This window comes from Nonomuraea sp. NPDC050680 (genome assembly GCF_040654555.1).
Taxonomy (GTDB): domain Bacteria; phylum Actinomycetota; class Actinomycetes; order Streptosporangiales; family Streptosporangiaceae; genus Nonomuraea.
In genome coordinates this window covers 526,646-548,344 of record NZ_JBFAIF010000001.1, presented here as the reverse complement: position 1 = coordinate 548,344, position 21,699 = coordinate 526,646, and the positions used below count along the sequence as shown (strand labels likewise).

Genomic DNA, 21,699 nt, shown 5'->3' with positions numbered 1-21,699 from the left:
ACGCGGAGTCCGGCGGCGGCGAGCTTGTAGGCCGGTGCCGGATTTCGTGCTGCCGGTAGCGCTCTTCTTTCGCCTCACGCGGAAAAGTCCGCGTCGAAATCAATTCATATCGGGAGCAGGGCCCCTGGCCGACTTTGAGCCGGCGGCTAGGGAATGACCGCATAGGCCCTGACGGGGAACGTCCCCATGCCCGCCACCATGGGCGGCGCGGCGTGGAAGCGGAAGCCCTCGTCCGGCAGCGCCGCGAGTCCGGTCAGGTGCTCGACCAGCGGGATGCCCGCCTGGAGCAGCACCGAGTGGGCCGGGCGCGGGCCGCGCGGCGGGGTGTCGTCGATGTTCAGCGAGTCGATGCCGACCAGCGCCGCACCCTGCTCCGCCAGCCAGGCCGCCGACTCCGGCGCCAGATAGGGGTGCTCGCGCTGATACTCCTCGGTGCCGAAGTGCCGGTCCCACCCTGTCTGGATCAGTACGGCCCGGCCGCGCACGTCCAGGTCCTCGTCGAGGACGACCTGCCTGGCGCCCTCGGCCCGAACCACCATCCCTGGCAGATCGGCCAGCTTGCTCAGCGGCACCTGCGACAGGTCCTGGCCGTCGGCGTAGCGGTGGTGAGGGGTGTCCAGGTAGGTGCCGGTGTTGGCGGCCAGCGTGATCATGCCCATGTGGAACTCGGTGCCCGGCTCGTAGACCTCGCGCGAGGCCTCCCTGCTGAGGTGCGTGCCGATCACCGGCCCCGGGATGCCCGGGTACGTCACCATGCCGTCGGTGATGCGGTGGCTGAGTTCGACGATCATTGAGCGAATCCGATCCTGGTGAGCTTGTAGATGGCCGTGACGCCGATGAGGGCCCAGATGAGGTTCAGGCCCGCCGAGGGCCAGGCGGCGTTGGCGGCGCTGTTGACCATCAGGCCGATCGAGCCGGCCAGGTTGATCAGCTGGTAGTGGGCGCCGTCACCGGACATCCGTGAGGAGGAGACCATGGCGTACCCGAACAGCAGTAACGCGGCGCCCAGCCAGCCGAGGACGTCAACGAGGAAGCTCATGCGCGCCATTGTCCGGATTCATCGCGCTGAAGCGCAAATAAAGATTGCTAAAGGTTGGCGTAAGCTGATCTGCATGGACATCGACCCCCGCCGGCTGCGTGTCCTGTACGAGGTCGCCCGTCGCGGCGGCGTCATGCGCGCGGCCGAGGCCCTGTTCCTGACACCGTCGGCGGTGTCCCAGCAACTCGCCCAGCTCGAACGCGAGGTGGGCCTCGCCCTCATCGACCGCTCCCAGCGCCGCGTCTCGCTCACTCCGGCGGGCCGGGTGCTCGCCGGATACGCCGAGCGCGTCGAGGATGAGCTGGCCGAGGCCAGGCGCGAGCTCACCCGCTTCACCGAACGGCTGGCCGGGCCGGTGCGGATCGCCGCCTTTCCGACCGTGATCAAGCACATACTGGTGCCCGCCATGCGTGACCTGGCCGTCCGCCACCCCAAGATCGTTCCGGTCATCCATGAGGTGTACGGCCAGCCCGCGCTCCAGGAACTGCGACTGGGGGCCGTGGACGTGCTGATCACCGAGCAGGACATGAGCCTGCCGGTGCCGGCGCAGCCGTCGCTGGCCGTCCGCCCCCTCTACGTGGACGAGTACCGCATCGTGGTGCCGCCCGACGGGCCCGACCCGCGCACGGTCGCCGACCTGGCGGAACTGCCGTGGGTGGCCGGCGAGCCCGACCAGGCGTGCGGCCAGGCGCTCGACCGGCTGGCCGGACTGCACGGGTTCGAACCGCGCAAGGTGCACGTCATCACCGAGTTCGATCCCACGCTGGCGCTGGTGGCGGCCGGGTACGGCGTGGCGATCGTGCCGTCGCTCGCCCTGCTGGACGTGCCGGAGGGGGAGGTGCGGGTCAGCGAGATCCGGGATGTGGGGGCGCGGCGGCTGGACGCCGTCACGCGGGTCAGCCGTACGAGATCGGGGGAGCCTGACCCGGTGCAGTCGGTCGTGATCGGCGCGATCGAGGACGCCACCGCCACGCTGGACGCCACCCTCGTCGGCCACCTCCACACCCCCGAGCCGCTCGAGTCGTAGTTCACCGTCATTCCGGCTGTGGCGACCGGACCACGACATCGTGGGCTGTGGCGTTGGGCGCGAGGAACGCGAGTAGCCGGGCGCCTTCGGCGTCGAGTCGTTCGTGTTCGGCCGCGGTCAGTTTCCGGAATGGGCGCACGGTCAAGGTCGCGGTGTCGCGGTTGGTGGCGAGTTTCCAGGTGGCGGCGACGTAGCCGTCGACCAGTACGGATCGGGGTTGTTCGTTCGTCCGGCCGAAGCCCTGGCCGGCGTAGTCGACGGTGACCACGCGGCTGCGGTCGGCGTAGGAGAGCAGCAGGTTGTCGAAGTCGTAGAGAAAACGTATCGGGGCCGGGGTGTCCGGATCTGGCCGTGGAGCGTCGGGAAGGTCGAACAGTTCACGGCCCTGCTCGTCCCGGAAGGTGACCAGGTGGGGTCGGAGCCGGTCGGCGACCTCCGACAGCCGGGTCAGCCCGCACCATCGCTGGGCGTCGAGGACGGTCGCCGGGCCGAAGGCCGCCAGGTAGCGCAGTACCAGGGTGTCCACCGACGCGGCCGGGTCCACCGTCCTGCCGAGCCAGGTCTCGACCGTGGTGTGGGCGGCCGGGCCGCTGCGGCCCCACAGCCCGCGCGGCGGGACCTGCACCAGCGGCACCCAGGCGCGGGCTGCCTGGGCCAGCGCGGCCGGGTCGCGCTCCGGCCACCGCCGGGCCAGGGCGCGGCCCAGGTCGCTGAAGGTCAGCGGTTCGGATGCCAGCAGGTCGCGGGCGGTGGTCACGAGTTCGGCCTGGGCCAGGCCGGTGAGGTGCCGGCCGAAGGAACCCAGCGTGCTGCGCTCGATGACCGGCTCCACCAGCGGCCGTAACCAGAGGCAGTCGGCGGCGGTCACCAGATGGATGGTCGAGCGCATCAACGCCATCCGTACGACGGCGCCGTCGGCGAGCAGCCGGGCGGTGGGTTCGGGGGTGTAGCCGGCCAGCCGGGTCCACAGCCCGACGTACCAGGTGTGCGGTGTCTGGGCTTGCAGGCCGGCCAGCCGTTCCAGCGCCTGCGGCACGGTCAGGTCCGCGCGGCGCAGGAGCAGTTGCCGGTCGAGGGTGGCGCGGTTGAGCGCGCGGGTGGTGAGTGGCGGCACGAAGGGTCCTCGCACGAAGGGTCCTCAAGGGTGGGGTTGCCGGGCCGCGGGGTCGCGTCGGCGCCGCGGCCCGGCAGGGCGTCGCTAGCGCAGCGGGCGGAAGAACGTCCGGATGTCGGCGGTGAGCAGGTCTGGTGCTTCCATGGCGGCGAAGTGGCCGCCGCGGTCGAATTCCGACCAGTGGGTGATGTTGTTGCCGTATTCGGCGTAGCGGCGGATGGGCAGGTCGTGGGCGAACACGGCGACACCGGTGGGTGTGGTGGCCGGCGAGGTGTGCCAGGAGTTGGCGTGCATGTTCTCGTAGTACAGGTTCGCGACGGATCCGGCGGTGCCGGTGAGCCAGTAGAGCATCACATCGGTCAGCAGCAGGTCCCGGTCGATGGCGACCTCGGGCAGGTCGGCGGCGGGGAAGCTCCACTCTTTGAACTTCTCGACGAGCCAGGCGAGCTGGCCGACCGGGGAGTCGGTGAGGGCGTACGCCACCGTCTGTGGCCGGGTGGCCGAGATCTTGAAGTAGCCGCTCTGGTCGTCCATGAACTCCTTCGCACGTCCCAGCCGGGCCCGCTCGGCGTCGGTCAGCGTGGCACGCTCCTCCTCCGAGACATCCCCGAACGGGATGAATCCGAAGGAGGCGGCGTTGACATGTACGCCGACGACCTGCCCGGTGGCGGCGCGGCCGAGTTCCGGGGTGACCAGGGCGCCGAGGTCGCCGCCCTGCGCGCCGTACCGGTCGTAGCCGAGCCGGCTCATCAGCCGCGCCCACGCCCGCGCGATCCGGCCACTGTTCCACCCGGTCTCTCGCGTGGGGCCGGAGAAGCCGAAGCCGGGCAGTGACGGGATGACCAGGTGGAAGGCGTCGGCCGGGTCCCCGCCGTGCGCGGCCGGATCGGTCAGCGGGCCGATGACCTTGAGAAATTCGACCACCGAGCCGGGCCAGCCGTGGGTGAGGATCAGTGGCAGGGCGTCGGGGTGGGGGGAACGTAGGTGCATGAAGTGCACCCGTTGCCCGTCGATCTCGGTGGTGAACTGCGGGATGTCGTTCAACGCGGCCTCGTGCTCGCGCCAGTCGTACGAGGTGCGCCAGTACTCGGCCAGCTCCTTGAGGTAAGCCAGGGGAACGCCGCGACTCCAGCCGACGTCGGGCAGTTCGCCCGGCCACCGCACGGCCGACAGCCGGCGGTGCAGGTCATCGAGATCGCTCTGGGGGACATCGATCCGGAACGGCATGATCGTTTCGCTCATGTCTGACACGCTAGGACTCCTTGCGGACAACTTCTGTCCTGAAGTGCTTTCTCCAGGTGGACGCGGGTCATCTCTCGGCTGCTCATCGACCCGGGATGGTGGTGGGGGCTAGAACGCGGCAGCGTGGTCGAGGACCCAGTCGTGGTAGCTGCGCGCGGGACGACCGGTGACCTTCTCGATGTCGGTGGTGGTGAGTGCGGTGCGGCCGACGGAGGCGGCCCAGGTGGCGAGAATGCTGTCCAGGATCGGGCCCGGCACGTGGGCGCTCATCGCCTGGCGCACGTTCTCGGCGGGTAGTTCGGCGTAGCTGATGGGCCGGCCGAGCGCCTGGCCGAGGATGGCGGCCTGGTCGGCGTGGCTGAGCGACTGCGGCCCGGTCAGCCGGTAGACCTGACCGGCGTGCCCGTCCTCGATGAGGGCGGCCACGGCGACCGCGGCGATGTCGGCTTCGTGCACCGGGGCGGATGCCGCGTCGGCGTAGGCGCCGCGGATCACGTCACCGGACCTGGTCTGCCCGGCCCACATGAGACTGTTGGCGGCGAAAACGTCCGGGCGCAGGAATGTCCACGCCAGGCCGGAGCCGCGCAGGGCCTGCTCGATCTCGGCGTGGTAGGTGGCGATCGGCCCGTCCTGAACCTCCGCGTCGTCGTCGACCCCGCCGGAGGACAGCAGCACGACCCGGCGCACGCCGGCCCGCTGGGCGGCGGCGACGAACGCGGGCCCGCTGCCCGGTGCGGCGAACAGGAAGACCGACTCCACGCCGATCAGGGCCGCGTCCAGCGACGCCGGGTCGGCCAGGTCGCCGGCGGCGACGTCGACCTCGGCCGGCCACACCGCCTGCTGCGGGGACCGGCTCAGGGCACGCACGGCCTGGCCGCTGGCGACCAGCGCGTCGAGCACGTGGCGGCCGACGTTTCCGGTGGCGCCGGTGACGAGGATCATGAAGCTCTCCTTGTTTCGAGGGTTCCCGGGTGACCCCGGTAAGAGGAACACTAGGAACCATTGAGGACTGGTTCAGTCCTCAGGCCTTTAGATCCTCAGATGCTCAGATCCTCAGATCGAAGGGAGTTACGCGCGGATGTTGGAAACCTCGGCGCGGCTGCTGCGGCTGCTGTCCCTGCTCCAGTCCCGCCCCGACTGGCCCGGCGCCGAGCTGGCCGAGCGCCTGGGTGTCACCACCCGTACCGTCCGCCGCGACGTCGACCGGCTCCGCGACCTCGGCTACCCGGTGGAGTCCGCCACCGGCGTCACCGGCGGTTATCGGCTGGGGGTCGGCGCCGCCCTGCCGCCGCTGCTGCTCGATGACGACGAAGCCGTCGCCGTCGTGGTCGGCCTGCGCGCCGCCGCCACGGGCACGGTCACCGGGATCGAGGAGACCTCGCTACGCGCGCTCGCCAAGCTCGAACAGGTTCTGCCCTCCCGGCTGCGCCACCGCGTGGGCGCGATGCAGTCGGCCATCCTGCCGCTGACCGGCCCCGGCCCGACGGTGGATCCCGATCTGCTCACCGTCTTGGCCGCCGCCTGCCGCGCCCACGAGGGCGTCCGCTTCGGGTACCAGCAGCGCACCCGCCGCGTCGAGCCGTACCGCGTCGTCCACACCGGCCGGCGCTGGTATCTTCTCGCCTTCGACCTCGACCGCGACGACTGGCGCACCTTCCGCGTCGACCGTATGGACTCGGCTCCGCAGCCCGGACCACGTTTCACGCCCCGGCCCGAACCCGCCGAGGGGGTGCGTACCTATGTCTCCAACGCCCTCACGAGTTCCCCGTACCGGTACCGGGCGACCATCCTGTTCCACGCGCCGCTCGACGTCGTCGCCGAGCACACCTCACCTACCGCGGGCCGTCTCGAACACCGCGACGCGGACAGCTGCCTCTTCTACGCCGGCGGCGACTCCCTCGACACCATCGCCCTCTATGTCGCGCTCAAGGGCATCGACTTTCAGGTCCTTGACCCGCCCGAGCTCGGCGACCATGTCCGGGCACTCGCCCGAAGGCTCACCAACGCCGGGGTTATGAGCGTCAGTCGGCAACCTGAGGACCGTTGACCTTCTCCAGCAGGCGGGCCAGGCGCTCACGCAGCCCCGGGCGTGCCGGCAGCTCGCCCGCGGCCATGCTGACCAGGTGCTGGGCGCCGTCGAAGGTGACCGGCCCGAGCCGCGGCACGGCGATCGCGTCGTGCGCGAGCCCCTCCAGCGCCGTGTCCCCGCCTTCCAGCGCCAGGATCGTCGCCCCTGTACGGCGGGCGTCGTTGACTCGTTCGAGCAGCGGCACGGGCGCGTCCTGCTCGGCCACCACGAACAGCGTCTCGCCACGCCCCGCCTGCTGGATCCGGTCGAGTCCGACGCGCAGGTGGGCCGGGGCGTCGGCGGGCGGCTTCCAGCGGACCAGGGTGGGGGCGAGCTGCGGCAGTTCGGAAAGCCGGGCCTCGTCGGCGAGGTGCGCGGTGAGATGCCACGGTTCGTCGTCGGGCGTGCCCACCAGCATCAGACCGCCGGGCGAGCGGGTGCTCCGCAGCGCCAGGCCGAGCTCGCGGGTGCGCTCCACCCAGCCGGTCTCGGCGAGTAGTTCGCGCAGAAAGGTCACCGAGCCAGCATCCATCCGTCCATGGTGCCTGACCGCCGCGGTGGAGTTCACCGTTTCGAGGCGGCCCGGTGATGCGATCGTGGCCAGTGTTATGTGGCGCGGGAGGCAGCCTGACATCGGCTCGGATTCGCCGTTTTTTCGGGCCTTGACAGGAGGTTACCGTCGGGTAACGATCGGCTCGCGGCGCCGCCTTCCTCCCTGAACGAACCCCACGGAGAGGGGTGGCACATGAGGTTACGTGTCCGCGTCAGCATGACCATGATCCTCTTACTGATCGCGTCCTTCGTCGCGGCACCGCCGGCCCGCGCGGCCGCGGCGGGGGACGTGGTCACCGCCCAGCCCACCACCGTCTACCTGCTGCCGGGCAAGCTGCTCGAAGTCCCGGTGAACGCCTGGCACCTGCTCTACCGCTCGACCTCGGCCACCGGCTCGCTGAACGCCGTGTCCGGCACGCTGCTCGTGCCCAAGGCGAGCTACCCGCTGGGCAAGCGCCCGATCATCGGGTACGCCGTCGGCACCCACGGACTCGGCGACCAGTGCGCGCCCTCGGCCAGCATGAGCCAGGGCCGCGAGGCGGAGCTCGCGCTGGTCAGCCTGTTCCTGCTCAAGGGGTACGCGGTGGCCATCACCGACTACGAGGGCCTCGGCACGCCCGGGGTGCACACCTATATGGCGGGGATCTCGCAGGGTCACGCCGTACTGGACTCGATCAGGGCCGCCACGCGGGTGTCGGGCTCTGGCCTGGCCACGGGCGGGCCGGTCGCGATCATGGGCTACTCGCAGGGTGGCGCGTCGGCTGCCTGGGCGGCCCAGCTTCAGCCGTCGTACGCGTCGGAGCTGCGGCTCAAGGGCGTGGCCGCGGGCGGAGTCCCGGCCGACCTGCACGCGGTGGCGGACCACCTCGACGGCGGGGCCAACTTCGGCCTGGCCGCCGCGGCCGGGGTCGGCTTCGACGCCGCCTACCCGGAGCTCGATCTCAACGCCGACCTCAACGACCGTGGGCGCGCCCTGCTCACCGACGCGGCCGACGACTGCGTGGGCGACTTGGACAAGCTCGCCGGCCTGCGCTTCTCCGACCTGAGCCCCGTTGACCTGATGAACCAGCCCAAGTGGCTGGCCCGGCTCGCCGAGAACCGCCTCGGTGCGATCGCGCCGCGCGTCCCGATGTTCATCTACCACGCCCAGGGCGACGAGATCATCCCGCAGGCGATCTCCGCCACGCTGCGCTCGGAGTACTGCCGAGCGGGCGTCAACCTCCGCTGGACGTCCCTCCCGGCTCCCAGCCACGTGACGGGGGCCATCGAGGGCGGGCCGCTGGCCATCGAATGGCTCGCACTCCGCATCCTCGGCCTCCCGGCCTTCGGCAACTGTTAGCGGCCTTGCCGCAGGACCGCGTCGCGACGCGGTCCTGCGGACGGGGGTCAGGGAGTGCGGTGCTGGTGCTGCTCGGGCAGATGGCTGTCCGGGTGGACCCACAGGAGGACGTTGTCCGGCCGCGACGCCTGCTCCCACTGCTGCCGGAAGAACGCGAGGACCTGCTGGTCGGAGTGGCGCAGACTGAAGTGGGTCAGGACGAACAGCGTCTGCGGATGGGCCTCGACCACGGGTCGCAGTCGGCTCCAGACCGTGTGCCCGACCCGGTCCGCGCGCTCCAACTCGGTGTCATCCAGAAAGGTACATTCGGTGATGATGACCGGGTATTCAAACAGCCATGGGTTGCGGGCGAACACATTCACATGAGTGTCGCCAAGAAAGGCGAACAGCGGCCGCCGGACCTCGTGGTCGACTTCTATCCCCTCTTTGCGGTTCCGCGCCATGATCCGCCCGAACTCGCCGCCCTTGCCCTGCTCGATCAGGTCCTGCCGTAACTGTTCGAACTCCGGCCGCAGCGCCTTGCTCCGCTGCGAGAAGGCGTACCCCACACAGGGGACCTTGTGCTCACACTCCACCACCCGCACGTGGTGTCCCCGGCGCCCGAAGCTGAACTCGTCGTCGCGCCGCACCCCGTGCAGGCGGTGGCCTGTCGCCAGGGCGGGATCGAACCCCGCTCCGTGATTGAGCTCCGCCGACGCGCGTAAGTAGGACTCCACGTACGGCACCGCCTCGGCAGGCAGGTAGATGTCCGTGCCGGCGGGATTGGCGGCCAGGTAGTCAAGGTCCTTGGCATGGTCATGGTGGGTGTGGGTCAGGAAGACCGTGTCCACCTGCCGCCCCTCGCACAGCCCCGCGTCGAGGCCGCACCGCAGCTCGGGGATGTGGAAGAACGTCTTGTCGTTCGCGCGAGAGTAGCCGGTGAGAGTCAGCTCGCCGCCGGGCATCCGCCAGGTCTTCCACTGCCGAAACGGGTGCCCCTGCACAAGGCGCGCGGGGTGGTCGGCCAGGTCCAGCTCGGTCATTTCTCGCTCATCCCATTCGTCTCGTTCAAGCGGTGCCCCCCGGTTCGCCTGATCTTCTGCAGAACCTTGGCACAGCATCGCTCGAAGAGGTACCGAATTGGACGCCATCGCCGCCCGTCAGGCGGATCGACGACGAAGACGACCGAGGCCTGCGAGCCGGAGGTGAAAGCGTCCTGTTTGACCTCATAGTCACAAGAAGAGGTTGGATACGCTTGCCCTTGGGATGCGGCTGTAGAAAGCAGGCTCTATGACTAAGCGCTGGACCATTCCCGTGTTAGCGATCGTGCTGGTATTCTCTCTGGCCGGCTGTAAATATCCGAGCTGGACGGAAGCAGGCTGCCGTCAGGAAGCGATCCAGGAGAGCGTCGAGCTCAAGAAGGCAACATCGGCGCTTCTTCCTGCGTCCATAGCCGCCACACTTGAGGCACATGACGACTGCGATTCGAGTGATGAGGGTGGATGGTTGACCGCCACAGTGGACGGGACGACACTCAGTGACGCGATTCTTGCAGGCTTCACCGCGAAGGGCTGGGGCCAGCTCAACCTGCGCAAGGACGAGTGCAACGTCGAATGTATCGCCGGCGTCACCACCCAATGGCATGGCAAGAAGGTCGAGGTCGCCGTCGGTGCGACGCAGCAAGCCCAAACACATGAAGTAACAATCGAATTTGCCGAATAGCGATTTACTGGATATGGCCGCGCATGACGCGATGCCGGCCGGCCGCTCGGTCACATGTCGGCGATAAGCTTGTCCACCCGCTCGTCGACGCTGCGGAACGGGTCCTTGCACAGGACGGTGCGCTGGGCCTGGTCGTTCAGCTTAAGGTGCACCCAATCGACGGTGAAGTCGCGCCGCTTCTCCTGCGCCTTGCGGATGAACTCGCCGCGCAGCCGCGCCCGGGTGGTCTGCGGCGGCACCGACTTGGCCTCGAAGATCTTGATGTCGGAGGCCACCCGCTCCACCAAGCCGCGGCGCTGTAGCAGGTAGAACAGGCCCCGCTTGCGGTGCACGTCGTGGTAGGCGAGGTCGAGCTGCGCCACCCTGGGCGAGGACAGCGGCAGGTCGTACTTCTTCCGGTAGCGCTCGATGAGCTGGTATTTCGTCACCCAGTCGATCTCCCGCGACACCAGGTCGAGGTCGCCGGAGTCGACCGCGTGCAGCGTGCGCTCCCACAGCTCCAGCACCCGGTGCGCGATCGCGTCGCCGCCGCGGCGCTCGACGAAGTCCTTCGCCTTCGACAGGTACTCCTGCTGGATCTCCAGGCTGGAGGCCTCGCGCCCGTTGGCCAGGCGCACTCGCCGCCGCCCGGTCATGTCGTGGGAGACCTCGCGGATCGCCCGGATTGGGTTCTCCAGCGACAGGTCGCGCATTACAGTGCCTGCCTCGATCATGCGCAGCACCAGATCGGTCGCGCCGACCTTGAGCAGCATCGTGGTCTCGCTCATGTTGGAGTCGCCGACGATCACGTGCAGCCGGCGAAACCGCTCGGCGTCACCGTGCGGCTCGTCCCGCGTGTTGATGATCGGCCTGGACCGGGTGGTGGCCGACGACACGCCCTCCCAGATGTGCTCGGCGCGCTGCGAGACGCAGTAGACCGCGCCGCGCGGGGTCTGCAGCACCTTGCCCGCCCCGCAGAGGATCTGCCGGGTGACCAGAAACGGGATCAGCACGTCGGCCAGCCGCCCGAACTCGCCTTGCCGGCTCACACAGTAGTTCTCGTGACAGCCGTAGGAGTTGCCGGCCGAGTCGGTGTTGTTCTTGAACAGGTAGACGTCGCCGGCAATGCCCTCCTCGCGCAGCCGCTTCTCGGCGTCGACGAGCAGGCCCTCCAGGATGCGCTCGCCCGCCTTGTCATGCGTGACCAGCTCGATCACGCTGTCGCACTCGGGCGTGGCGTACTCGGGATGGCTGCCCACGTCCAGGTACAGACGGGCGCCGTTGCGGAGGAAGACGTTGCTCGACCGGCCCCAGGACACGACCTGCCGGAACAGGTACCGGGCCACCTCGTCGGGGGACAGCCTGCGCTGTCCCCGGAACGTGCACGTGACGCCGTACTCGTTCTCCAGGCCGAAGATGCGACGATCCATTGCCTCACGCTACTCTCCCATCACGGTCTCGCCCAGGTCGTCCGGGTGGTCGGTGAGGACCTGGTGGTCGGCGTCGACGCCAAACGTGAAGTGCCAAGAAGCCCGAGCCGGTGATCGCCCTCCTGCAGGACCTTCCCGCGCAAGACCGGCAAGCCCTCGCCGATCTGATCAACCAGTGCGCGCAGGAGGCCTCGCGCGCCGCGCCCGTCGTCGAACGACTTCCGTACGCCCCTGAGGCTTTCCGGTGCCGGCCCACCAATTACGGTGCAGCTCGACCCCGTCGACCCGGAGTTCCAGGTACTTGGGCTTCGAGGTACCGGGATGAGTCAGGAGAATATGGTCACGATCCACGCGCGGCATCGTAGAGGTCTTCAGCATCAGTCATCGCGCAAAATCCTTTGTCCGCCGCACCGATGTCTCCCTAGGATCGCCCGAATGCGGCGCACGATCATCATCGGCGACATCCACGGCTGCTTCGACGAGCTGCTCGAACTGCTGGAGAAAGTCGATATCCGACCGGACGACCTGCTGGTCAGCGTCGGTGACCTGGTCGACCGCGGTCCAGCGCCCGGTGACGTGGTCAGGCTTTTCCGCGACCGCCCGAATTCGGTCGTGGTCATGGGCAACCACGAGCGGAAGCACGTACGCGGGATCTTCTCCTACGCACAAGAGATCACGCGCTTGCAGCTTGGCGACCACTACGCCGAAACGGTCGACTGGATGCGGACGCTGCCGTACTACTTCGAGAACGAGCATGTCCGTGTCGTCCACGCCGCGATGCTGTCCGGAATTCCGCTGGCCGACCAGAGGGAGGAAATTCTCTGCGGCTCGACGAGGGGCGAACGAGAGCTCACGGGGCTGTTCCCGGACAGCCACTGGTACGACCACTACACCGATGCCAAGCCGGTGGTGTTCGGCCATCACGTGACCGGCCGGACCCGATGATCCTCGACGGAAGAATCTTCGGCCTTGACACCGGTGCCTGCCACGGCTGGAACCTGACCGCACTGTGTCTCCCAGCATTCACGGTCCACTCGGTAAAGGCGCATGCGGATCATTGGTCGACCATCAAGCGCCAGTGGCAGTTGCCCGTCCTGAAGTCCAAGCCTTGGCATGACTCCACCTGGCTGGAGCTGGCTCAGGCGATAGAGCGGTTCACTTCGGCACCTGACACCGCCACACAGAGGTGGCTGGAGGCGCTCCAGGAATGGGCCGCGGATCTGCAGTCGGCATTCCCCACCCTGGTCGTCACGGCGCGTCGAGTCGCCGACGAGCTCACCGCGGAGGGACTGCGCCAACATCCTGCTGCGAAGGTTCTCTTCCAAGCCCGTAACGGCCGTCTCGACCAGACCAGCCTGGCCAGGCAGTGCCCAACACCGCGCAGAACGATCGACCTGGCGGCCGCGTTGGGGCTGGTCCTGGACGAGCCGCCCAACTGAACCAGACCTTGGCCATCTCCAAGATCGCGGAGATGGCCAAGGCCGAGTTATCGAGCTATGGGTATGTCATGGAGTGGTGAACAACCACCACTGGGTGGTGCCGTTCTGCGAGCAGAACCACGAAATCCATTGATGGGCCTGCTGGCCCTGTAGCCCAGATACCGCGCAACCTTCGAAGCTGGCATAAGGGCCGAGGACAGTCTGGGCGTGAACGGCGCCGGCGGCCGTCTTTTCGCTGGCGGCCATGGCAGGGGCGCCGGCACCCAGTAGCAGACTGGTCGCAGCGGCAGCGCCGGCCAGCCTGGTAAGCAGGCGGATTCGGTAACTCACGATAAACTCCTTCTCCCGATGTGGTGCCGTTTCCGGCCTGATCAGGATCTGCTATCGGTGGATGGCTGCTCGGCTCAGAAGCCGGTAGACCTCAGCAGGAGATCACTAGGGAGAACGGTCGATCGTCGTCGACGGTCATCGGGTTCTGAGCCGATGGTGTCGCTGTGCGAACGAAAAGCGTGCTTCCATTGACGGCGCCGACCAGGATCGACGCACTGCCCGGCCCCGGGTCGTTGCCACCCGAGGTGTTGATCGTTCCGGTCAGTGCGCATCTGCTGATGTCGGAGTCCGTCGTCAGGTTGTAGCGCCCCCTGCCGAACTTGTTGACGTTCCTGATGCCCGATGCGGCGAGCAGGGTTCCGTTTGAGCTGACTTTGGCCCAGAGGATTCCCGGGGCAGCCTGATTGGCGGGCTGCGTCGCGGAGTTGGTTTCCGCTATTGCGCTTGAGGTGGCGAACACGCCACTAGCGATGATGGCAGAGGCTGCCAGGATCATTGGCAGTCGCGCTGACTTCTTCATGTCTACCTCCATGAGAATTTTTGGATCGAGTACGGCTTAAGCTATTGAGCGTTGGCGCTCAGGCGTTCCCCCGCGACGGTTCCAGTCACGTAGGCGGCGCGTTCGCCGTAGCCACGCCAGGCCGCCGGTCGCCGATGCGCGAAACCTCCGACGGAGTGATTTTGTTCGTCCTGCCCAACGGATTCCTCCTCGGCTGGATGCTTGCTCCGACTGTGCATCGCGGCGGCATGCGAGGGGGATCCCTAGATTCAGTGATTGCGATGGCGTGCATTCGCTCGATGCGGTTTTTGGCCGGAAAACCAGAGAAAGGCGGCTCGATATCCGTTTCATGGCCACCCGCTCGCCAAGAAGCCCGGATCAGATCACAGGGGCAGGCGGTAGCGGCTGGGCAGACAGTCCGGCTTGCCGCAGTGGCAGCAGGCGCTTACCTTTGCGCGATGTGCCGCTCTGAACTGGGCAAACGACAAATCGGCACCCACGGCCTCGTAACCGTAGAGCCACGAACGGTCGCGACTGTGACGTAGATCACATGCGTGTTTTTCTTCGGGAAAGCGTCTTCCCTGACATGTCGGTTGACCAGCGCGCATAGCAAGCGTGGTTTACGGGTTCTGACGGTTGGTGTCGGGTAAGTGACGCTCCCGTTGTTGACCGATCTTGGTTTGTCGATCACATTCCGAGTGATCGTTCTTATGTCTGCCTTAGGTGCGCGTAGGCCCCGTTGGCCCGGGGTCTGCGTCAGCGTGCCGAAAAGGAGTGCGGAATGCGGGCTCGACGTGTACGGATGTGGTTGACGGCATTGATCGTCGGGCTTTGCGCGATGGTGCTGATTTCGAGTGTCGGGGTGCCGGATCAACTGGTGGAGCGGGCCGCCGCTGCCGCGCCGGACCCTGAACAGTCCGTGGACGGCCGCCCCGTACCGAAACGCGAGGTCACCAAGGGCGCGGAGGCATCGGCGCCGAAGGTGGAACGGCGTAAGCCGGTGTGGCCGAAGGCGGGCACGGCCGAGGTGGAGGTGTCGGCCGTCGGCAAGGTGGCCGAGGCCGGGACGTTGCCGGTCAAGGTGGGCCAGGTCAAGGGTGGCGGGCTGGACAAGGTCAAGGTGGAGACTTTGTCGCCGGAGGTTGTCCGCGCTCTGGGCGGAGTGGGGATCGCCGCGCGGATGGTGCGGGCCGACGATGGAGCGACGCCGGGCAAGGTGCGGGCGGAGTTTTCGTATGCGGGCTTCCGGGACGCGTTCGGTGGAAACTTCGTCAGCCGGTTGCGGCTGGTGCGGGTGCCGGCCTGTGCGGTGGAGGTGCCGCGGCCGAAGACGTGCGTGGGGCGCCCAGCGGTGGTGCCGTCCACGAACGATGCGAAGGCCGGGACGCTGACCGCGGAGGTCGAGGCGGCGCCGGCCGGTGCGAGTGCGGCGGCGGTCAAGCCGACAACTCCGGGCAAGGATCGTAAGGCGTGGGCGGCCCAGGTGGCGCGCGATCGGCTGGCGGCGCAGTTGGCCGCGGGGTCGGTGTATCTGCTGTCGGTCGGCATGACGGGGCCCAACGGCAACTGGGGTGCGACCGATCTGAAGCCGTCGGGGACGTGGCAGGCGGGGACGTCGGGTGGTGGGTTCGACTATGACGTGCCGTTGCCGGAGGCGCCGTCGGTGGGCGGTGACGGGCCGGATCTGTCGTTGCAGTATGACGCGTCGTCGGTGGATGGGCAGGGGCAGTGGTCCAACAACCAGTCCAGCGTGGTGGGTGCGGGCTGGGATCTGAGCGCCGGGTTCATCGAGCGGCGCTATCGCCGCTGTTACGTCGACAACGCCTACGACGACAACACCGCGGAGCTCATTTGGGACGCCAAGGAGCTCGGGATCGGCGGGGAGGCGTTGTGCTGGGAGTCGCCGGACGATACCGACGACGATCCCGCCACCACTGACCGGTCGCAGTCGGAGTTGGTGCTGTCGGCGGGTGGCCGGTCGGCGCAGATCGTCAAGGACCGCAATGCGGGTGGGGGCTGGAAGACGGTTCCGGATTTCGGCTGGAAGATCGAGCAGGTCGCTGGCGGAGCCGACAGCCAGCCGTATTGGAAGGTCACCAGCCAGGACGGCACGGTGTGGCGGTTCGGCTACACCAAGGACGCCCAGTGGCAGGTGCCGTACGTGGGCAACGACTCGGGCGAGCCGTGTTACGACCGCTACCTCAACGACGCGATCCCGCCCACCTGTACGGGGGTGTGGCGGTGGAACCTGGATCAGGAGCTCGACTCCAACGAGAACGTGATCGACTATTCCTACAACCGGGAGAGCAACTACTTCTGCCTGCCCTCGTGTGCGCACGAGCTGTACCGGGTGTTGCCCTATGACCGGGGCGGCACGCTGGCCAGGGTGCAGTGGGGCCACAACACCCAGGTGCCCGGCAGCGTGCCGACCGCGCGTACCACCTTCACCACCGCCGATCGCGGCGGCGTGGACGTGCCGACCGACCTGCAGTGCGCACAGGCCGCCGGCTGCGCCAACAGCGCGATCGGCTTCTTCTCCACCCGCAAACTCACCTCGGTGTTGACCGAGTCGCTCAACCCCACCTCGAACGGGTGGGATCCGGTGGACCGGCTGGACCTGGCACAGACGTGGATCTACCAGCGCACCGACTTCGGGCCGGCCGACGATCCGGCGCTGTGGCTGGACACCGTGCAGCACGTCGGGCTGGCCGCCGCCCAAGAGGTGGCGTTACCGCCGCTGGACTTCGACGCGGTGATGCTGGCCGGCAAGATGGACTACGACTCCATGTCGGACTGGACCGACCTGCTGTCATGGCGGATGGTGCCGCGCATCGCCGCGATCGGCAACGGGATGGGCGGCCGCACCGAGGTCACCTACGGCCAAGCCGATGCGTGCGGCGGCGGCAAGGGCCGTGACGGCTCCAACTACTTCACCGACAAGACCGGTGACTGCTACGACGTCGACTACAGCGATCCCGAATCCGATTATGAGAGCTGGTCGCGCTTCTTCAAGCAGCTCGCGGTCAAGGTCGTCGAACGGGACATGGTCGGCGCCTCGCCGGACATGGTGCATCAGTACGAGTTCATCGGCAGCCCGCGCTGGACCAAACCAATCCAGTTCGCCGAGCCCGGCCAGGCTCCGCCGACCTCGGACTGGCGCGGCTACAGCCAGGTGCGCACCATCGACGGGACGGGCACCGACCCGGCCGGCTACACCGTCACCACCCGCAACTTCCTGCGCGGCACCGGAGAGACCGTCACCGACTTCGACGGCGGTACCCTGGTGGACAAGCCCATCCTGCAGGGCAACGTGCTGCAGGAGCAGTCGTGGAAGATGACCGCACTCAGCCCGCGCGCCTACACCGAGGTGGACTCCACCCGGTGGGAGTACACGATCCAGACCACCGGCAACGGGCCCGGCGCCATGGATCCCGCCCTGGTGCTGCAGACGCGTGAGCGCTCCCGCGACAAGATAACCGGCGGCGCCTGGCGCTACACCGACTCCAAGACCGCTTACAACGCCGACGGTCTACCGAACAAGGTCAACGACTACGGCCAAGACGGCGTCACCACCGACAATACGTGCACCACCACCACGTATGCGCGCAACGCCGACGCCGGTCAGTGGCTGCTCGACTTCCCGTCAGTGGTGGAGGAGCGCTCGGGCGACGACTGCGCCGCCGGTGCGTTGATCGGCAAGACCGTCAGCCTGTACGACCTGGGCACCGACCCGGCCACCAACAAGCCGAGCGACGGCAACCCCACCGAGGTCCGTACTTACGCCAACGCGTCCACCATCTCCACGGTCAAGGCGACCTTCGACGAGTACGGACGCCAGCTGACCAGCGTGGACCCGCTGAATAAGACCACCTCGACCACCTACACCCCGCCCGTCGGCTGGCCCGCCACCGGCGTCACGACGACCAACCCGCTCGGCCATACCGTCACCGCCCGGCTGTCGCACCGCCTGGGTGAGGCGGTCGCGGTCACCGACGCCAACGGCAAGACCACCGAGATGGACTACGACGCGCTCGGCCGTACCACCGCTTTATGGAAGCCGGGCCAGCCGCGCAGCGGCGGCACACCCAGCACGACAGTGGCCTACGACATCGCCTGGAACGGCTGGCTGGGCCAGCCGACCGCGCCGATCAAAACCACCGTCAAGCAGCTGCTGACCGGCACGACGTACACCAGTGCCATCAGCTACGAGGACGGTTTAGGCCGGGCCCGCGAGGCGCAGACCGACTCGCCATCCGGCGGCCGGATCGTCACCGCCACCACCTACGACCCGCGCGGCCTGACCAGCGCGGTGTCCGAACCGGTGCACAACACCGGCCAGCCCGGCAGCGGGCTGCTCAACCCCACGACGACCAGCCTGCCGCAGTGGACCAAGACCGTCTACGACGACCAGGAACGCCCGGTCGCCTCGATCGCCTACCACCTCGACACGGAGCTGCGCCGCACCAGTACCGCCTACCCCGGCGCCGACCGCACCGAGGTCACACCGCCCGTCGGTGGCAAGACCGCCACCGTCACCGACGTCTTCGACCGTGCGGTGAAGGTCGAGGAGTGGGCGGATGCCACCGCCCACCAGGACACCAGCTACGGCTATGACCTGCACGGCAACCTCACGAAGATGACGGATGCCAACGGCGACGTCCGCACCTACACCTTCGACTGGCTGAACCGGCGCACCGCCGCTACCGATCCGGACGCGGGTGCCTCCAGCTACGGCTACGACCTGGCGGGGCAGCTGGCCTTCAGCATCGACGGCAAGAACCAGAAGATCTCCAACAGCTACGACGACCTGGGCCGGCGCACCATCCAATGGTCCGGCGAGGTGTCCACCGGCACCAAACTCGCCGAGTTCAGCTACGACACCGTCGCCAAAGGCCAGCCCGGCGCCGCCACTCGCTACACCGCAGGCCAGGCCTACACCCAGACCGTCACCGCCTACGACAGCGACTACCGGCCGACCGCCACCAAACTCACCATCCCCGGCAGCGAAGGCAACCTCGGCCGCGACTACACCTTCACCTCCGCCTACGACCCGGCCGGCAACCTGCGCGAGCAGAGCCTGCCTGAGGCCGGCGGATTAGCCGCCGAGAAGCTCACCTATGCCTACACCGACCTCGGCTTCGCCAAGGGCCTGACCTCTGACCTGGCCGGTGGTTTCACCTACGTCAAGGACACCGCCTTCACCCCCACCGGCAAACTCGCCACCCGCTCGCTGGGCGCCGCCGGTCAAATCAAACGCACCCTCGAACGCGACACCATCACCGACTGGCTCTCCCGGGTCTCCACCCAGACCAAGGCCGACACCAGCACCCCCGACACCATCCAAGACGACCGCTACAGCTACAACGTCGCCGGTACCATCACCCGCGTCCTGGACGCCGCCTCGGCCATCCCCGGCAGCACCGACGGCCAGTCCGAATGCTTCACCTACGACGGCCTGCTCCGGCTGAAGACCGCCTACACCACCACCGTGAGTTCGTGCACCGGGACAGGCGACGCCAAGGGCCTCGATCCCTACACCCAGGCCTACGCCTACGACAAGGTCGGCAACATCACCAGCCTGACCGACAACGGCCAGGCCGCCATCTACACCTACCCCACCCCCGGCGCCACCGCGGTCCGGCCCAACGCCGTCACCTCCATCACCCGACCTGGCGGCACCGACACCTACGCCTACGACAACGCCGGGCAGTTGTCAGCCCGCACCGTGGCCGGTAAGCAGGCCACCTTCGACTTCGACCAACTCGGCCAACTCACCCAGGCAACTGTCGACGGCAAGCAGACCTCGATGGTCTACGACGCCGACGGGCAGCGGCTGATCCGCCGCGACCCAGACGGCAGCACCACCCTCTACCTCGGCGCCATGGAACTACGGCTGTCCGGTGGCCTGGTCGCGGGCAAGCGCTACTACAGCGCCAGCGACGGATCGCCGATCGCCATGCGCGACGCCACCGGCGTCACCTGGCTGCTCGCCGGCCAACACGGCAGCACCCAACTGGCCATCAACGCCACCACCGGCACCATCAACCGCGAACGCTACCTCCCGTACGGTCAGCGCCGCGGCGGCGACGACCTGCCCTTCACCGACCGCGGCTTCCTCGGCAAGATCGAAGACACCGCCACCGGCCTGGACTACCTCGGCGCCCGCTACTACGACCCCGCCATCGCCAAATTCATCTCCACCGACCCCGAACTCGACCTCCGCACCCCCGAATGGGCCAACCCCTACAGCTACGCCGCCAACGACCCCATCACCCAATCCGACCCCGACGGCCGCCGCGTCGACACCGGCAACGCCAAATCCGACAACACCTTCTCCAAGACGCACAAGGCCAGCGGGCAGAAAAAGAAGACATGGGAGATCAAACTTCAGAAGACACACAACCGTGCAGTAGCCGATCAGCAGCGAAAGATCAACCAGCAGCGGGCCCGCGATGCACAAATACGCGACAAGAAAGAGGCCGGCGAAAACTTCCGGCAACGGGAGCAGCGCGCCAAACATAAGGCGGAGCTATGCAGGCGTTATTCTGACTGTGGTGAAGGGCGTGTCGAGGAGACCGAAGATGCGGGCTACGCCATCGATGCGATCACCGGCATCGGCGGCATTGCAAAGGCCGCATTGCGCGGTGGATTTAGAGCCGTAGGAAAGGCCTTTGTGTCGGGGGTAAAGCACCCTTGCAGTAGCTTCGTTCCTGGCACAAGGGTGCTCATGGCCGACGGGGCCAAGAAGTCTATTGAAGAAATAAAGGTCGGCGATAAAGTCGTTGCGACCGATCCAAAAACAGGCAAGAGCGAGGCAAAATCCGTCATCACTCCGATCACCAGTAAAGGTGTTAAGAATCTGGTGCGGGTGACGGTGGACAGCGATGGCGATCAAGGCAGCGAGACCGGCATGGTTACTGCCACCGACGGTCACCCCTTCTGGGCGCCGACCGCTCGGCAGTGGGAGCAGGCAGGCACGCTTCGGCCAGGGCAGTGGCTGCAGACCAGCCAGGGCGCCTACCTAAAGATTGCTGCGCTCGAGAAGTCGACTGCTGCTGACCAGCGCGTCTACAACCTGACGGTGGCCGACCTGCACACGTACTATGTGTTCGCAGGCTCTACGCCAGTTCTGGTGCATAACTCGTCGTGCCCGCGGTTTATTGCCGACTCCACCGGCAATATCGTCGAATTGCCGAAGATTAAATCGACTATCAGCAGGCAGAAGCAGGATCGACACATCCTCGGAGGGAACGGATACAGAGGCGGTGGCTATTTCAATTCTCACGCAGACGCGCAGGCTGTGCTCGACGCCTATCACTCAGGATCGGCGGAGATCATGGGAATAACCAAGACGGGCAATGTTCAAATTAGAGTCCGCTCCGTCGTGGGCTACGACAACAATCCAGCAATGAATCGTCTCGGAGTGCCCACAAACATTTTCATGATCAAGGGGACCAAGAGTCCGAGTGTTGTGCCGATGAACCCTAATGCGAGTGCGCCATGATCGATAACCAAAGACACCAGCGCGAGAACGAGATCACGCTTCTTGCGGTGCAGGCACTCCTTGGTTTGATCTCGAATGATGTGATTGCCGTGGCTGTGCGCGTTGAAGAGGGGCGCGTAGAACTTATCTTCTGGACTCATCGCCAATCGAGTGAACTTGAAGGCGATGCCGAAGAAGCCACGTTCGAGCTGGATGCCCTTTTTTCCGGTGATCACCCATTGATCGAATACACGATCAAAATTGGTGAACCGGAGCCGAAGTCAATCGGGTCGGCGGATCGCATGATCTATTGGGTGAAGAGCCGGGCTCGGCATCACGAAAGTAACGAATAGATAGATGTCCCGTAGTCGCAAGTCGCGTTCCAATGAAGCCTCTTCGGTTCTGATCGACTTGGCGTCGAGGTATGGGATAACTGCATACGATCCACAAGATCAAG

The 21,699-nt window shown here is 67.1% G+C and carries 18 protein-coding genes; 8 read left to right on the top strand and 10 right to left on the bottom strand.

Features of this window, described 5'->3' with window-relative positions:
* Nucleotides 1-146: 146 nt before the first annotated feature.
* Both AB0H88_RS02635 and AB0H88_RS02630 read right to left on the bottom strand, forming a co-directional pair.
* Entirely contained in the window at nt 147-791 is a 645-nt protein-coding gene (locus AB0H88_RS02635) for a cyclase family protein (RefSeq protein ID WP_357640335.1), read from the bottom strand.
* Nucleotides 788-1,039 (bottom strand): hypothetical protein, encoded by a 252-nt coding sequence (locus AB0H88_RS02630; protein WP_357640332.1) that lies wholly within the window; start codon nt 1,037-1,039, stop codon nt 788-790. Before AB0H88_RS02630 ends, AB0H88_RS02635 begins: the two co-directional genes overlap by 4 nt.
* 73 nt (nt 1,040-1,112) lie before the next feature.
* Here AB0H88_RS02630 and AB0H88_RS02625 point away from each other — a divergent pair, with 73 nt between their 5' ends.
* Complete coding sequence (locus tag AB0H88_RS02625) at nt 1,113-2,066, top strand: LysR family transcriptional regulator (protein ID WP_357640329.1); 954 nt, start codon at nt 1,113-1,115, stop codon at nt 2,064-2,066.
* A 7-nt stretch (nt 2,067-2,073) separates the two neighbouring features.
* Here AB0H88_RS02625 and AB0H88_RS02620 read toward each other — a convergent pair whose 3' ends face one another.
* The 3 genes from AB0H88_RS02620 to AB0H88_RS02610 all read right to left on the bottom strand — a co-directional run bounded on the left by AB0H88_RS02620 (nt 2,074) and on the right by AB0H88_RS02610 (nt 5,364).
* Nucleotides 2,074-3,195 carry a winged helix DNA-binding domain-containing protein gene (locus tag AB0H88_RS02620; RefSeq protein ID WP_357640326.1) on the bottom strand — a complete coding sequence of 374 codons (1,122 nt, stop codon included), beginning with the start codon at nt 3,193-3,195 and terminating at the stop codon, nt 2,074-2,076.
* 69 nt (nt 3,196-3,264) lie between these two features.
* The gene (locus AB0H88_RS02615) at nt 3,265-4,422 is read right to left on the bottom strand and encodes an epoxide hydrolase family protein (protein WP_357640324.1); all 1,158 of its coding nucleotides are present in this window, start codon (nt 4,420-4,422) and stop codon (nt 3,265-3,267) included.
* Between the two features lie 108 nt (nt 4,423-4,530).
* Nucleotides 4,531-5,364: an NAD(P)H-binding protein gene (locus AB0H88_RS02610; RefSeq protein WP_357640322.1), complete on the bottom strand. Its 834-nt coding sequence runs from the start codon at nt 5,362-5,364 to the stop codon at nt 4,531-4,533.
* Nucleotides 5,365-5,500: 136 nt separating this feature from the next.
* Between AB0H88_RS02610 and AB0H88_RS02605 the strand changes: the two genes are divergently transcribed.
* Nucleotides 5,501-6,469, top strand: coding sequence for a YafY family protein (locus AB0H88_RS02605; RefSeq protein ID WP_357640321.1), 969 nt, complete (start codon nt 5,501-5,503; stop codon nt 6,467-6,469).
* Here AB0H88_RS02605 and AB0H88_RS02600 read toward each other — a convergent pair.
* A complete protein-coding gene (locus AB0H88_RS02600; RefSeq protein WP_357640319.1) occupies nt 6,444-7,022 on the bottom strand; it encodes a hypothetical protein in 579 nt (192 codons plus the stop codon). The two genes, AB0H88_RS02605 and AB0H88_RS02600, sit on opposite strands and share 26 nt — an antisense overlap.
* A 213-nt stretch (nt 7,023-7,235) precedes the next feature.
* Here AB0H88_RS02600 and AB0H88_RS02595 point away from each other — a divergent pair, with 213 nt between their 5' ends.
* The gene (locus AB0H88_RS02595) at nt 7,236-8,381 is read left to right on the top strand and encodes a lipase family protein (RefSeq protein WP_357640317.1); all 1,146 of its coding nucleotides are present in this window, start codon (nt 7,236-7,238) and stop codon (nt 8,379-8,381) included.
* Between the two features lie 47 nt (nt 8,382-8,428).
* Here AB0H88_RS02595 and AB0H88_RS02590 read toward each other — a convergent pair whose 3' ends face one another.
* Complete coding sequence (locus AB0H88_RS02590; RefSeq protein ID WP_357640314.1) at nt 8,429-9,403, bottom strand: MBL fold metallo-hydrolase; 975 nt, start codon at nt 9,401-9,403, stop codon at nt 8,429-8,431.
* A gap of 247 nt (nt 9,404-9,650) precedes the next feature.
* Here AB0H88_RS02590 and AB0H88_RS02585 point away from each other — a divergent pair, with 247 nt between their 5' ends.
* Nucleotides 9,651-10,082 carry a hypothetical protein gene (locus tag AB0H88_RS02585; protein WP_357640311.1) on the top strand — a complete coding sequence of 144 codons (432 nt, stop codon included), beginning with the start codon at nt 9,651-9,653 and terminating at the stop codon, nt 10,080-10,082.
* A gap of 50 nt (nt 10,083-10,132) precedes the next feature.
* On the opposite strand, the gene pafA is transcribed toward AB0H88_RS02585, so the two are convergent.
* Entirely contained in the window at nt 10,133-11,491 is a 1,359-nt protein-coding gene (gene pafA / locus AB0H88_RS02580) for a Pup--protein ligase (protein WP_357640309.1), read from the bottom strand.
* Nucleotides 11,492-11,926: 435 nt separating this feature from the next.
* Between pafA and AB0H88_RS02575 the strand changes: the two genes are divergently transcribed.
* Complete coding sequence (locus AB0H88_RS02575) at nt 11,927-12,436, top strand: metallophosphoesterase family protein (protein WP_357640306.1); 510 nt, start codon at nt 11,927-11,929, stop codon at nt 12,434-12,436.
* Nucleotides 12,433-12,930 carry a hypothetical protein gene (locus AB0H88_RS02570; protein ID WP_357640304.1) on the top strand — a complete coding sequence of 166 codons (498 nt, stop codon included), beginning with the start codon at nt 12,433-12,435 and terminating at the stop codon, nt 12,928-12,930. The genes AB0H88_RS02575 and AB0H88_RS02570 overlap by 4 nt, the downstream gene beginning before the upstream one ends.
* A gap of 66 nt (nt 12,931-12,996) precedes the next feature.
* Here the strand turns inward: AB0H88_RS02570 and AB0H88_RS02565 are convergent, their stop codons facing one another.
* Nucleotides 12,997-13,260 carry a hypothetical protein gene (locus AB0H88_RS02565; RefSeq protein ID WP_357640301.1) on the bottom strand — a complete coding sequence of 88 codons (264 nt, stop codon included), beginning with the start codon at nt 13,258-13,260 and terminating at the stop codon, nt 12,997-12,999.
* Nucleotides 13,261-13,351: 91 nt separating this feature from the next.
* Complete coding sequence (locus AB0H88_RS02560; RefSeq protein ID WP_357640299.1) at nt 13,352-13,780, bottom strand: hypothetical protein; 429 nt, start codon at nt 13,778-13,780, stop codon at nt 13,352-13,354.
* Between the two features lie 760 nt (nt 13,781-14,540).
* On the opposite strand from AB0H88_RS02560, the gene AB0H88_RS02555 reads away from it, so the two are divergent.
* Together AB0H88_RS02555 and AB0H88_RS02550 are read left to right on the top strand one after the other, a co-directional pair.
* Nucleotides 14,541-21,263 carry a polymorphic toxin-type HINT domain-containing protein gene (locus AB0H88_RS02555; protein WP_357640297.1) on the top strand — a complete coding sequence of 2,241 codons (6,723 nt, stop codon included), beginning with the start codon at nt 14,541-14,543 and terminating at the stop codon, nt 21,261-21,263.
* Nucleotides 21,260-21,595: a hypothetical protein gene (locus tag AB0H88_RS02550; protein WP_357640295.1), complete on the top strand. Its 336-nt coding sequence runs from the start codon at nt 21,260-21,262 to the stop codon at nt 21,593-21,595. Before AB0H88_RS02555 ends, AB0H88_RS02550 begins: the two co-directional genes overlap by 4 nt.
* The last annotated feature ends 104 nt before the right edge of the window (nt 21,596-21,699 follow it).